This is a genomic window from Brevibacterium renqingii (assembly GCF_017808095.1).
Lineage (GTDB): Bacteria > Actinomycetota > Actinomycetes > Actinomycetales > Brevibacteriaceae > Brevibacterium > Brevibacterium renqingii.
The window spans coordinates 157,400-170,814 of sequence record NZ_JADBHG010000007.1 but is presented as its reverse complement, the minus strand read 5'-3'; the positions used below and the strand labels follow the sequence as shown (position 1 = coordinate 170,814).

The 13,415-nt window shown below is 66.9% G+C and carries 12 protein-coding genes; 11 read left to right on the top strand and 1 reads right to left on the bottom strand.

What is annotated here, in order from left to right; genetic code table 11:
* Positions 1 to 222: 222 nt before the first annotated feature.
* Positions 223 to 1,677, top strand: coding sequence for an endonuclease/exonuclease/phosphatase family protein (locus IIE29_RS13870; RefSeq protein ID WP_209325876.1), 1,455 nt, complete (start codon positions 223 to 225; stop codon positions 1,675 to 1,677).
* A 3-nt stretch (positions 1,678 to 1,680) separates the two neighbouring features.
* On the opposite strand, the gene IIE29_RS13865 is transcribed toward IIE29_RS13870, so the two are convergent.
* On the bottom strand, positions 1,681 to 2,955 hold the full coding sequence (locus IIE29_RS13865; protein ID WP_209325875.1) for an amidohydrolase family protein: 1,275 nt from the start codon (positions 2,953 to 2,955) through the stop codon (positions 1,681 to 1,683).
* A gap of 127 nt (positions 2,956 to 3,082) precedes the next feature.
* On the opposite strand from IIE29_RS13865, the gene IIE29_RS13860 reads away from it, so the two are divergent.
* The 10 genes from IIE29_RS13860 to IIE29_RS13815 all read left to right on the top strand — a co-directional run bounded on the left by IIE29_RS13860 (position 3,083) and on the right by IIE29_RS13815 (position 13,406).
* Positions 3,083 to 4,354 carry an MFS transporter gene (locus IIE29_RS13860; RefSeq protein ID WP_209325874.1) on the top strand — a complete coding sequence of 424 codons (1,272 nt, stop codon included), beginning with the start codon at positions 3,083 to 3,085 and terminating at the stop codon, positions 4,352 to 4,354.
* 46 nt (positions 4,355 to 4,400) lie between these two features.
* Entirely contained in the window at positions 4,401 to 4,952 is a 552-nt protein-coding gene (hpt, locus tag IIE29_RS13855; protein WP_209325873.1) for a hypoxanthine phosphoribosyltransferase, read from the top strand.
* Positions 4,953 to 5,132: 180 nt separating this feature from the next.
* Positions 5,133 to 7,316, top strand: a complete 2,184-nt coding sequence (gene ftsH / locus IIE29_RS13850; protein WP_209325872.1) for an ATP-dependent zinc metalloprotease FtsH — start codon at positions 5,133 to 5,135, stop codon at positions 7,314 to 7,316.
* Positions 7,316 to 7,939, top strand: coding sequence for a GTP cyclohydrolase I FolE (gene folE, locus IIE29_RS13845; protein ID WP_209325871.1), 624 nt, complete (start codon positions 7,316 to 7,318; stop codon positions 7,937 to 7,939). Before ftsH ends, folE begins: the two co-directional genes overlap by 1 nt.
* Before the next feature lie 7 nt (positions 7,940 to 7,946).
* Entirely contained in the window at positions 7,947 to 8,816 is an 870-nt protein-coding gene (folP, locus tag IIE29_RS13840; RefSeq protein ID WP_246475952.1) for a dihydropteroate synthase, read from the top strand.
* Complete coding sequence (gene folK, locus IIE29_RS13835) at positions 8,813 to 9,721, top strand: 2-amino-4-hydroxy-6-hydroxymethyldihydropteridine diphosphokinase (RefSeq protein WP_209325870.1); 909 nt, start codon at positions 8,813 to 8,815, stop codon at positions 9,719 to 9,721. The genes folP and folK overlap by 4 nt, the downstream gene beginning before the upstream one ends.
* Positions 9,722 to 9,749: 28 nt before the next feature.
* Positions 9,750 to 10,211 carry a DUF3180 domain-containing protein gene (locus IIE29_RS13830; protein WP_209325869.1) on the top strand — a complete coding sequence of 154 codons (462 nt, stop codon included), beginning with the start codon at positions 9,750 to 9,752 and terminating at the stop codon, positions 10,209 to 10,211.
* On the top strand, positions 10,208 to 10,708 hold the full coding sequence (locus IIE29_RS13825; RefSeq protein ID WP_209325868.1) for a PH domain-containing protein: 501 nt from the start codon (positions 10,208 to 10,210) through the stop codon (positions 10,706 to 10,708). Before IIE29_RS13830 ends, IIE29_RS13825 begins: the two co-directional genes overlap by 4 nt.
* Before the next feature lie 2 nt (positions 10,709 to 10,710).
* Positions 10,711 to 12,519: a PH domain-containing protein gene (locus IIE29_RS13820; RefSeq protein WP_209325916.1), complete on the top strand. Its 1,809-nt coding sequence runs from the start codon at positions 10,711 to 10,713 to the stop codon at positions 12,517 to 12,519.
* Positions 12,516 to 13,406, top strand: coding sequence for a Rossmann-like and DUF2520 domain-containing protein (locus IIE29_RS13815; RefSeq protein WP_209325867.1), 891 nt, complete (start codon positions 12,516 to 12,518; stop codon positions 13,404 to 13,406). The genes IIE29_RS13820 and IIE29_RS13815 overlap by 4 nt, the downstream gene beginning before the upstream one ends.
* Positions 13,407 to 13,415: the final 9 nt, after the last annotated feature.

Here is a 13,415-nt window from a genome sequence, read left to right as displayed (position 1 = left end):
GACGGAACATCGGACCGACAAGGCGTCCTGCGAATGAACAGGCGCTGAACCTCAGGTGCCGGCAGGCGGAACGGACGGGCCGAGACGGCCGGGATCACTATGATGTTCCTGGTCAGCCCCTTATTCAGAGAGAGGTCCGGTTTGTCCCTGAGGTCTGTTTCGTCCCGACGAAGCTCACTGCTCTGCGCTGGAACAGCGTTGGCTCTGGCGCTGGGGAACGCGGTGAGCCCCCTTCCTGCGTCGGCTGCCGCGGCCCAGCCGCCGTCGGCGACGATCGACGAATTCACGGTGCTGCAGCTCAACATCTGGCATCAGGGGACTCAGATCCCCGAGGGCATCGAACGCATCGCAGACGTCATCGAGGAGAGCGGCGCTGACGTCATCATGCTCTCCGAAGCCGGATCGGCAGCGAAGTCGATCAGCCGGGAACTCAACAGTCGCGGCCTCGAAACGTCCAGCAAGTCCACGCTCGACGCCGGAGTCGTCTCCCGCTTCCCGATCACGGAGTCGTCGGCAGCAGACGGGTTCGCCAGAGCCGTCCTCGACCTCGGAGGTCAGGAAGTCGCGGTGTATTCCGGTCATCTCGAGTACCGCTATTACGCGAACTACCTGCCCCGGGGCTACGGCGGAGGGACCCCGCCGCCGCTGCCGACGAGCGAATACGGATGGGATGAGATCCCGTCCGGGCCGATCACCGACACCGATCTGATCTCGGAGATCAACCGCGAGTCCGGTCGCAGCGAAGCCGTGGCACGAACGGTCGAGGCCGCCGAGGAGGACCGCGGCGAAGGTCGTTCGGTGCTCATCGGAGGCGACTTCAATGAGCCCTCACACCTCGACTGGACCGAGCGCGCCGAAGATCAGCACGACCATCACGGAGTCGTCATGCCATGGGATTCGACGATGGAGCTCGAGAAGGGCGGATACCTTGACGCCTACCGACACGTCCACCCCGACGAGATCACACACCCCGGTGTGACGTGGCCGGCAGGAAACCAGGCCTTCCCCGCCTCTGACCTGAGCTGGACGCCGAAAGCGGACGAACGGGACCGGATCGACTTCGTGTTCGACTCCGCCGACGACGATCTCGAGGCCACGGCGGCGAAGATCGTGGGCCCGCGCACTTCGGTCGTCCGCGATGAGTTCGTCGAAGATGATTCGCAGGACGAGTTCTTCACACCCCGGGCCGCCTGGCCGAGCGACCACAAAGGCAACCTCATCACCTACAGCGTCGAGAACGACGAGGAGGAGCCAGCGGCAGACGATGAGGCAGACTCGTCAGCCGAGGGAGCCGAGGGAGCCGAGGGAGCTGAGGGAGCCGAGGCCGGCACGGACTCGGCAGGGGACTCCGAGCCCGGCGAAGCCGCCGACAGCGATGCGGACGCCGCCTCCGGAGCGGACGCCGCTGGCAGTGACAGTGATGAAGCGGGCACTGGGACCTCTGATGATGCCGGCGCCGCCTCCTCCGGTGATGAGGGCACTGGAGGGTCCGAGGCCGCAGCCGACGCCGGCAGCTCCTCTGCCGTCGGCGCTTCCGCTGATGCCGACGACTCGGAGGTCTCACGTCCGGCGGGACATCTTCCTCGGACCGGGATCGGCTTGGCCGGCCTCGGCGGTGGTGCGGTGCTCATCGGTCTGGGCGCGCTCGCCGTTGCGATCAGCCGACGTCGGAGGTGACGCTCAGCCCAGACGCAGGCCACCCAGCAGCTCTCCTCCGGAGGCGATGAGCTGACCGGATCTGAACACGTCTCGGTCCCTCGGGCAGTCCATGATCGCCGAGGTGACCGTATCGGCCTCGAGCAGGATGAAATCGGCAGGGGCGCCGACGGCCAGGCCGAAGCACGCGTCCTCGGTCAGCGGCGAGCCGTCCGGACGGGTGCCGGCCATGATCTGCGCACCCCCGCGGGAGGCGATGTCGAGGCAGTGCTCGATGTCCTCGTCACGGCGGAACCCGTTCGTGAACGCGAGCTGCCAGGCGCGCCGCAGCAGATCGCCGTCGCCGTAGGGGCTCCAGTGATCGCGCTGCCCGTCCTCGCCGAGACCCAGGGCGATGTGCTTCTCCGCGATCGTCGCCTGGGGCAGCACGCCGTTCTGCGGAGCGACAGTGGTCAGTGCCACTCCCGCCTCGGAGAGGAGGTCGAGCACCCTGCGCACTTGGGCGTCGGGGTTCGTATGCAGAGCGAAGGCATGTGAGACCGTCACCTGACCGGACATCGCCAGAGCCTTCGTGCGCGCCGCGATCTCCTCGAGGGAGAATACTCCGGCCGTGCCGGACTCGTGCAGGTGGATGTCGATGCCCTTGCCGTGGCTCTCGGCCAGATCGAACACGGTGTCGAGGTGGGAGACGGGATCACGGTCGTAGAGCAGCGGATCGAGCCCGCCGACGAGATCGGCGCCTTCGCTCAGTGCCGCATCGAGCAGCTCCCGGACGCCCTGCTCCCGCACGATTCCCGCCTGCGGGAAGGCCACGATCTGGAAGTCGAGGACATCGGCATGAGCGTCGAGGGCCTCCTTGACCCCGTGGAACCGTTCGAGCCCGCAGTCGGAGTCGACCTGTGCGTGCGAGCGGATGCGGGTCCCACCCGAGGCGATGATCGTCCCGAGGGCGAATGCGGCCTGGCCGGCGACGCTGCGCTCGCCCAGGCGCCAATTCTCCCGGTCATCCATGATGAGTCCGTGCAGGGTGCCGTCGGAGGTGTGCGGTCGGAAGGTCTGGCCCATCCGGTTCGAATCCAGGTGTGCATGGACGTCGCCGAGGCTGGGCAGCAGGACCCGGCCTGCACCCTCGACGACCTCGGCTCCGATCCCGTTGCTCCGAGGCCCGTCCTCGCTGTGGCCCGGCGCAGTGTCCGAGGCCGGAGAGACGCCGGAGAATCGTCCTTCGGAGATCTCGACATCGACTGCAGGGGCATCTGCGGTGCGCGGGAAGAGGCGCACGTTCTTCACGATCGTCATCGGTCCAGAATACGGAGTCGCAACGGTATACCATCGGAGGCTGTGCCTGTCTGTCGTGTCGGATGCGATCGCTTCCGCTGCCCGGTCCGGTCGCACGATGACGACAGACGTCTGGAAGGATGAGCCCATGACGACTACGCCCGAGTTCGGGTTCCGCCGCACTCGGGGCCTCGATGCACTCGCCCTGGCCTGCCTCGTGCTCATCGCGGCCTCGCTCCGTCCGGCCGCGTCCTCGCTCGGTCCCGTGCTGTCCGAAGTCACGACCGGCTTCTCGCTCGCCGAGTGGCAGACCGGACTGCTCACAGCCCTGCCCGGCCTCGTGTTCGCCGCCTGCGGCGTCATCGCCGTGCCCGTGCTCAAGCGGCTCGGACTCTTCTCCACACTGCTGCTCAGCTGCGCCTGCATCATCCTCGGCGTCGGCCTCCGAGCGGTCGTCACCGGGTGGGTGTCCTTCGCCCTGCTCACGGTCCTCGCCCTGGCCGGGATGTCGATCGGCAACGTCATCCTGCCCGTCTACGTCAAGACCCGGTTCCCGCATCGGCCCACGCTCGGCGCCACGACCTTCACCGTCTCACTCGGTCTCGGATCCATGCTGCCGGCTCTGCTCACCGCGCCGCTGGCAGCACAGTTCGGCGACTGGCGTTTCGGGCTCGGCTTCTGGCTCGTGCTGCCTCTGTCGGCGCTCATCACCTGGACCGTGCTGCGCCTGGTCGGTTCTGTGCCCGATCTCGGGCGGCAGCAGGACCCCGCCGCTGGCGAACGGAAGGAAGAGCCGCCTCGGCGCTCGGTGCTCGCCTCACCGAAGGCCAGGTACATGGCGATCTTCTTCGGCCTCCAATCGGCCAATGCCTACGTCCAGTTCGGGTGGCTGCCCCAGATCTACCGCGACGCCGGTCTCGACCCGGTGCTCGCCGGCATCATGCTCACGGTCGTCACGTTCGGCGGGCTGCCGGGCGGGTTCCTGGCTCCGCAGATCATCGTGCGAAGCATCGCCCCACGCGTCTTCCTCGTCTCCTTCGGAGCCAGCGCGGTTCTCGGCTACCTGGGACTGCTGTTCATCCCCGCGACCACGCCGGTGGTGTGGGCGATCCTGCTCGGCTACGGGGGATTCGCCTTCCCGGCCGCGCTCGCGCTCATCACCTCCCGGACGAGGGAGGTCGCGGTCACGGCGGCCACCTCCGCATTCGTGCAGTCCTCAGGCTATGTGCTGGCAGCCATCGGGCCGCTGGCCGTCGGCGGCCTGCTCGGATGGAGCGGGAGCTGGGCGGTGCCGCTGTGGCTGATGGTCGGCATCTCCGCGCTCATGGGCATCACCGGGTGGCTCTCGGCCGGGCCGGGCAGCGTCGACGAAGAGCTGGCGATCGGCGCCGGGCGCAGTGGCACCGGTGAGGGGAAGTGACCCATAATGGAAGCTCCAGGACCCCATCTGAGGAGAAGCGACACCCGTGGACATCAACGATCTCGGCAATGACATCGACAAGGTACTCGTCTCGGAAGAGCAGATAGCCGCACGACTCGTTGAACTGGCAGCCGCCATCGATGAAGACTACAAGGACAAAGACATTCTCCTCGTCGGCGTCCTCAAGGGTGCTGTGATGGTCATGGCCGACCTCGCCCGGGCCCTGCACTCGCCGGTGACGATGGACTGGATGGCCGTGTCCTCCTACGGTTCGGGAACGAAGTCCTCCGGCGTCGTGCGCATCCTCAAGGACCTCGACACCGACCTGACCGACCGTCACGTGCTCATCGTCGAAGACGTGATCGACTCCGGTCTGACCCTGTCCTGGCTGGTCCAGAACCTGCGCACCCGCGGGGCGGCCACCGTCGAGATCTGCACCATGCTGCGCAAGCCCGAGGCCGTCAAGGTCGATATCGACGTCAAGTACGTCGGCTTCGACGTGCCCAACGAGTTCGTCATCGGATACGGACTCGACTATGCGGAGAAGTACCGCAACGTGCCCTTCGTCGCGACCCTGGCTCAGCACGTCTACAGCTGATCCCTCGCGCCGCCGCAGAATTGCGCCCGCGGCGAACCGATCTGCGGCCTGGGGCCTGTGACGGAACAGATCCGGGCGCATTCGGGCTATGACGGTGCGAAGTACTAGGCTGTGGGGGATGTTCCCAGGCAGCCTCGGTAGCCTGAAGCGGTTGCCCACATCTTTTTCCTGAGAGGACTTATGGCCGAGTCGAACAAACGTCGCCCGCTGCTCAACAAGGCGACGAAGGGCCCGTTGGTCTGGATCGTCATGGCACTGCTCGTGGTGTCCATCGGCGCTCTGCTCTTCAGCCAGACCGGATTCAGCCAGATCGACACCGAACAGGGCCTGCAGCTGCTGGGGGACGACAAGGTCGAACAGGCCAAGATCGTCGACAAGGATCAGCGCGTCGACCTCACCCTCAAGGACGACTACAAGGTCGATGGCAAGGACTTCGGCAAGAAGGTCCAGTTCTTCTACGTCGAACAGCGCGGTGACCAGGTCATCAAGGCCGTCGACTCCGCCGCGCCGGACAAGGGCTTCACCGACGAGGTGCCCAAGCAGAGCTGGCTGATGTCCCTGCTGGGCACCCTCATCCCGTTCGTCATCATCTTCGTCGTCTTCTGGTTCCTCATCTCCCAGATGTCGGGCGGGAAGATGATGAACTTCGGCAAATCGAAGGCCAAGCTCGTCAACAAGGAGAACCCGGACGTCACCTTCAAAGACGTCGCCGGAGTCGACGAGGCACTCGAAGAGCTCGAGGAGATCAAGGAATTCCTCGCCGAACCCGAGAAGTTCAAGGCCGTGGGCGCGAAGATCCCCAAGGGCGTGCTCCTCTACGGCCAGCCAGGCACCGGTAAGACCCTCCTGGCCAAGGCCGTCGCCGGTGAGGCCGGAGTGCCCTTCTACTCGATCTCCGGTTCCGACTTCGTCGAAATGTACGTCGGCGTCGGCGCCTCGCGCGTGCGCGACCTGTTCGAGCAGGCGAAGTCCAACGCCCCGTGCATCATCTTCATCGACGAGATCGACGCCGTCGGCCGGCAGCGCGGTGCCGGCATGGGCGGCGGACACGACGAGCGTGAGCAGACGCTCAACCAGCTGCTCGTCGAGATGGACGGCTTCGACGTCAAGACCAACGTCATCCTCATCGCCGCGACCAACCGACCCGATGTCCTCGACCCGGCCCTGCTGCGTCCCGGCCGCTTCGACCGCCAGATCCCCGTCGAAGCTCCGGATATGAAGGGCCGTCGGCACATCCTCGAGGTCCATGCCGCCGACAAGCCGCTGGCCGACGAAGTCGACCTCTCACAGATCGCCAAGCGCACCCCCGGGTTCTCCGGCGCGGATCTGGCCAACGTGCTCAACGAGGCGGCTCTGCTGACCGCCCGCGAGAACGCGAAGGTCATCGACAACCGGATCCTGGACGAAGCGATCGACCGCGTCATCGCCGGTCCGCAGAAGCGGACCCGGCTGATGAACGACAAGGAGCGCCTCGTCACCGCCTACCACGAGGGAGGACATGCTCTCGTGGCCGCGGCGATGAACCAGACCGACCCGGTCACGAAGGTCACCATCCTCCCGCGCGGTCGCGCCCTGGGCTACACCATGGTGCTGCCCAGCGAGGACAAGTACTCGACGACCCGCAACGAACTGCTCGACCAGCTCGCCTATGCCATGGGCGGACGGGTCGCCGAGGAGATCGTCTTCCACGATCCGACGACGGGAGCGAGCAACGACATCGAGAAGGCGACGAACATCGCCCGCAAGATGGTCACCCAGTACGGCATGAGCGAGAAGCTGGGCATGGTCAAGATCGGCGACGACCAGTCCGAGCCCTTCGCCGGCCGCGGCTACGGCGGCGGCGATGAGTACGGGGACTCGACCCTGTCCTCGATCGATCGCGAAGTCCGCACGCTCATCGACTCCGCCCACGCCGACGCCTACTGGGCGCTGACGCGCAATCGCGATGTGCTCGACAACCTCGCCTATCAGCTGCTCGAACGCGAGACCCTCGACCAGGCGGCGCTCGAGGCGATCTTCGCCGATGTCGCCAAACGCCCGATCCGCGAGGTCTGGCTGGCCCATGACGACCGTCCCGTGTCCGAACGCGGACCGATCGACCCGCCGTCGTCGCCGAGCAGCCGGAACACCGGTGAGGGCTCGGGAGGCGCCGAGGTGGACACCACCGACCTGCCCGGGGCCGGCCCCTCGGGCGTGAGCGGGCCGAACGTGCCGCAGAACCCGCCGGGTCCACAGAACCCGAATGAGCCCGGAACCTCGGGACCGGGCAGACCCGGCGGTCCTGCAGGCGGACCTGGGCGGACCGGCGACGGGGGACCGAACACCACCGGCACGAACGACGACGACAGAGGGAACAGCATCTGATGGCCGATATCGAAGAGGTCTCCGCCGGCCTCGGACCTGCCCCAGCGGGGCATGAGAACAAAGTCGACCAGGACCGGATCGCTGCGGCCGTGCGTGAGATCCTCATCGCCGTGGGCGAGGACCCTGATCGTGAAGGACTCGTCGAGACTCCGGGCAGAGTCGCACGAGCCTATGAAGAGGTCTTCGCCGGACTCCACCGCGAACCGTCAGAGGTCCTCGGCGTCACCTTCGACATCAGCCACGAAGAGCTCGTGCTCGTGCGCGACATCGACCTGTACTCGACGTGCGAACACCACCTGGTCCCCTTCCATGGGGTCGCCCACATCGGATACATTCCGAGCAGACAGGGCAAGGTCACTGGCCTGTCGAAACTGGCCCGGCTGGTCGAGGTCTTCGCCCGTCGCCCGCAGGTGCAGGAGCGCCTGACTTCGCAGATCGCCGACGCCCTCGTCGAGCATCTCGATCCCCAGGGAGTCATCGTCGTCGTCGAGGCCGAGCACCTGTGCATGACAATGCGCGGGGTCCGCAAGCCCGGGGCTTCGACGATCACCTCGGCCGTGCGCGGCCAGCTGCGCGAAAGCGCCTCCCGCGCCGAAGCGATGAGTCTGATCCTCGGACGCTGAGCCGGCGATGGACGATTCAGCGATGCACCGGCAGACGAAGATCATGGGCGTGCTCAATGTCACGCCCGACTCCTTCTCCGACGGCGGACTCTACTTCGACCACGACAAGGCCATCGCCCACGGTCTCGAACTCATGACCGCCGGCGCCGACATCATCGACGTCGGGGGCGAGTCGACGAGGCCGGGTTCGGTGCGCGTCGACGAGGACGAGGAGCTGCGCCGCGTTGTGCCCGTCGTCCGTGAACTCGCCGCCGCCGGTGCGGTGATCAGCGTCGACACGATGCGTGCCCGCGTCGCCCGGGAGTCGCTGGCCGCCGGTGCCCACATCATCAACGACGTCTCCGCCGGACAGTCCGACCCGACCATGCTCGGTGTCGCTGCGGAGGCAGCGGCCCCCATCGTCCTCATGCACTGGCGCGGCTACCTCGACCAGGCGTCGGCGACCTTCCACTACGAGGATGTCGTCGCCGAGGTGATCGCCGAGCTGCGCGCCCGCATCGACGAAGCCATCGCGGTCGGCGTGGACCCGGCGAACATCATCGTCGATCCCGGTCTGGGATTCTCGAAGAACGCCGAACACAATTGGCAGATCCTGGCCGCCCTCGACGAATTCGCCGCACTCGACCACCGTCTGCTCGTCGCGGCCAGTCGGAAGCGGTTCATCTCCAGCCTCATCAGTCCCGCGGATCCGAAGCTCGCCGAACAGGCGGCCAAGGATCAGGCGACGGCCACGATCTCGGCGATCTCCGCACAGGCCGGAGCCTGGGCGGTCCGCGTCCACGACCCGGCCACCTCGGCGATCGCCTGCCGCGTCGTCGCGGCCGTGGCCGACCACGCCCCGAACGCCCGTCCGGCCGATACCGGGGGACAGGCATGACCGGCACCGAGGCGGGAGGCGCTCCCGATCGCATAGAGCTGCGCGGACTGACGGTGCGCGGCAATCACGGTGTCTTCGAGTTCGAGAAACGTGAGGGCCAGGACTTCGTCATCGACGTCGTCCTGCACACCTCGGTCAGCCGCGCCGCGGCCACCGATGACCTGAGCGAGACCATCCACTACGGTGAACTCGCCGAGGACGTCGCCGGCATCGTCGAGAACAACACCTTCGACCTCATCGAAACCCTCGCTGAACGCATCGCCGAGCACTGTCTGAGCCTGTGCGCACACGTCGAGGTCGTCGTCCACAAGCCGGCGGCCCCGATCCGACGGGCCTTCAACGATGTCAGCGTCAGTGTCGAGCGCTGCCGTGTCGAGTCCCGAACCGAGCCGGACTCGCGGGCGGAGGCGTACCTCAGCCTCGGGGCCAACCTCGGCGATGCCCGCGACACCCTCGACCAGGCCGTCGAAGCCCTCGACCGGCACCCGGGCATCAGCGTCGAGCGCCGATCCTCGCTGTACCGGACCGCACCCTGGGGCGGAGTCGAGCAGAACGACTTCCTCAACCTCGGACTCATCGTCTCCACCACCCTGACAGCGATCGAGCTCCTGGCCGTGGCCCAGGGGATCGAGGTCGCCTGCGGGCGTACCCGCGAGCTGCGCTGGGGACCGCGGACACTCGACATCGACCTCATCCGCTTCGGCTCCGGCGCAGACGAAGTCATCAGCGACACCGACCGTCTCAGGCTGCCGCACCCGCGCGCCCACGAACGTGCCTTCGTACTGGCACCATGGGCCGAGCTCGTCGGCGACACGGCCATCCTCACACCGGAGGGGAGACGTCCCATCACCACCGTGCTGACCGAACTCGGCGACCAGGAGGTCACTCGGATCACCTCACCATAGACGACTGCGATCTGAGAGACTGAGACCTATGCACAGAACGTCCTCGTCCACCCTCGCCGTCTGGGCCGTGATCGGCACGGTGCTGGCTATCGTGGTCGACGTGGTGCTCGAAAGCCAGGGCTTCTCACTGCCGGGCCTGCCCTGGTTCGCTATCATCGGCATGCTCGTCCTCGCCGCCGTCCTGCTCGTCCTCGGCTGGCCGATCAAGAAATGGAACGACGGGGACCGGACCAAGGAGATCGACCCGATCCAGGCGGCCCGCGTCGCAGTCATGGCCAAAGCCAGCGCCCTGACCGGGGCGGGACTGGCCGGATGGTACCTGGGCAATGCCGGCTACTACTTCCTGTCCGCACCGGGGATCCGCAACGATCTCGCCGCCGGTATGCTCGTCGCCATGGTCTCTGCCGCCGCGCTGATGATCGTGGGCCTCATCGTCGAGGGCTTCTGCGAGATCCCGCCCCAAGACCCACCGGGAGCTGAAACAGCATGAACGAAGAATTCTCCTTCTCCATCGGCACCGATGTGCCCTTCAACCGGGTCAGCCCGAAGTACGGGCTGAAAGAAGTCCTCGCCACTATGATCATCGCGGTGCCGCTGCTTGTCGTCGGTCTCGTCCTCGCGATCGTCTTCACCGCCGAAGCGCCCTGGCTGCACATCATCTGGATCGCCGTCCTGGTCTACGGAATCGCTGCCACCATCGTCATCCTCCGGCAGGCAAAGGCCATCGGCTACGCCGAACGCGCCGACGACCTGCTCATCCGCCGCGGCATCATGTTCCACAAGGCCACCGTCGTGCCCTATGGTCGGCTGCAGTTCGTCGACGTCGACGCCGGCCCCGTCGATCGCATGTTCGGACTGGCCACAGTAAAACTCCACACCGCCTCGGCCGCGACCGATGCGACGATCCCCGGACTGCCCAGAGCCGAAGCCGACCGTCTCCGCGACAGCCTCGCCGGACTCGGCCGGGCCAATATGGCAGGGCTGTGACCATGAATGAGGGCTCGCCACCCGCCGAGGCGGCACCCGAGGTCTGGCACCGCGTCCACCCGCTGACGCCGATCCTCGAGAGCCTCGGCGTTCTCGTCGGCATCTTCATCGCCGCAGCCTATGGTCTGCAGAACTTCTTCCAATCGGCGGTGGAGGACCTGGCCTCCGGCCGCAGCGTCAACCTGACCTTCGCCGATTGGCTGCGCGGACATCCGCTGGTGATCCTCGCCGTCGTCGGCGGGATCGTCCTCGTCCTCCTGCTCACCGCCTTCTTCAGCTGGCTGGCCTGGCGGGTCATGGGCTATCGGATCGACGCCGAGGCGATCTACTACCGGCGGGGGCTGCTGTCGAAGAAGCTGCGCAAGGCCCGCCTCGATCGGGTCCAGTCCATCGACCTGCAGCAGAAGCTTCTGCCGCGGCTGCTCGGCATGGCCGAACTCGTCTTCGACGTCGCCGGCGGGACGGATTCGAACATCTCCCTGAAATACCTGTCGAAGAGACGAGCCGAAGAGCTGCGCGACGAACTGCTGAACGCGGTCAGGGCGAAGAAGCGACAGGGCACAGCGACGCAGGCGAACGACCGCAGCTCCGGGGGAGAGGCGGCCACCGGGGAGGAGAGCGCACCCGCCCACGGTGCCGCTGCACCCGCATCAGGTCCGGTCGCCGCCATCCCCTCCGCAACGGTCGGGCACCAAGCCGAGGAGCCGGGCGGCCCCGGTGAGACCGCCGAAGGAATCGACCGCTCCATTCCCGAACGGCGAGACGACAGCCTCGGCGTGCGCCTGACCAAACGGCTCGGCGCCATGGCCGACGGTGTCTCGGCCGAGGCCGAATCCGGGCTCAACGATCTCCTCGCCCCCTACCGCCTCGCACCCAGCATCGGCAGAGAAGGCGAGATCATCCGCGTTCCCGTCCACCGGGTCGTGATCGCCTCCCTGCTCAAGACCGAGACTCTGGTGTCGATCGCCGTGGTGGTGCTCGTCGTCATCAGCGCCATCGTGCTCCTTGCCTTCGGAGTCAAGGAAGCGTTCATCCCGATGCTCGTCGGTGTCCTGCCCGGAGTCTTCGCGGCCTTCTCCGTGTTCAAGAAGAACCTCGACAACGCGAACTTCGTCGTCCGCCTCGACGAGAACGGTCTCGCCGTCAGCCACGGCCTGTTCTCGACCTCACGGAAAGTCATCCCACTCGATCGCCTGCAGGCGGTGTGCCTCCACCAGCCGCTGCTGTGGCGCTGGGCCGGATGGTGGCAGGCCGAGTACAATATCGCCAGCGCCGGCGGCAGCAAGGACTCGAACCTGCTGCTGCCGGTCGGCGACGTCGAGCAGGCGCTGCTCATGGTCGGCTTGGCGTTGCCGGATCCGCAGCTGCCCGACGATATCGCCGCCGACACCCTGGTCCGCTCGGCCATGTACGATCGCAGGTCGAGCGATCCGCAGGCGCCGGCCGCCGAGATGCTCTTCCACAGCCAGCCCCGCTCCTCACGGATCCTCGACCCCCTCGTGTGGAAACGGCGGGCCTATGCGCTGACCGGTTCGATGCTCGTGCTGCGGCTCGGTGCGCTCGAACGACGCGTCGATTTCGTCCCCCACGTGCGAGTGCAGTCCCTGCGCTACCACCAGGGTCCGCTCATGCGCGCTCTCGGACTCGGCACGGTGGCCGTGCATTCGACCGCCGGCCCCATCGATCCCCGAGTCACCCACCAGAGCGAAGACGAGGCGAAGCGCTTCTTCACCGAGCACGCCGAACGCACTCGCATCGCCCGCCTGCGCTACGATGACGCCGCGAAGACTGCGAAGGAGGACGAACGATGAGTCAGGAGGATGCGCCGCGACTGGGCATCGGAATCATCGGCTGCGGCCGGGTCGGAGCCAGCATCGGAGCAGCCTGGCGGCAAGCCGGACACGCGATCATCGGACTCAGCGCCACCTCGGCGGCCAGTCGCGAACGCGCCGAATACATGCTGCCCGGCGTCCCGGTCCTCGACCCCGACGAGATCGCCGAACGAGCCGAGCTCGTGCTGCTGGCCGTCCCCGACGACGAGATCGCTCCTCTGGTGACCGGCCTGGCCGACCTCGGCCGCATCCATGCCGGTCAGATCCTCGTGCACTGCTCGGGCAGGTACGGCACGGACATCCTCGAAGCGGGAACTCGGCGCGGCGCTCTGCCCATCGCTCTGCACCCGTCCCTGACATTCACCGGGACGAACGTGGATCTGTCACGGCTGCGCCAGGCGACGATCGCCGTCACCGCCCCTGCACCGATCCGTCCGGTGGGAGAAGCGCTCGTGGTCGAACTGGGTGCCGAACCGATCGAGATCGCCGAGGCCGACCGCCCTCTCTACCACGCAGCCATCACCCACGCCTCGAACCACTCGATCACGATCCTGTCCGAAGCCATGGAGATGCTCTCCGAAGCGGGGGCGGCCGACCCCTCTCATGTGCTCCATGCCCTCGTCGACGCCAGCGTGGCCAACACCCTGCAGAACGGACCGAAGGCGCTGACGGGACCGGTCAGCCGCGGCGACGTCGGGACCGTCGAAGCCCATCTGGCGGCGCTGAGCGAATTCAGCCTGAGCCGATCGAATCCCGGGGCGCGCAACAGCTACATCGCGCTGGCCCGATCGACGACGGCGAAGGCCCTGGCGCTGGGACGGATCACCGAGGCTCAGGCACAGCGGATACTGGCGATCCTCGACTGAATCCGAATT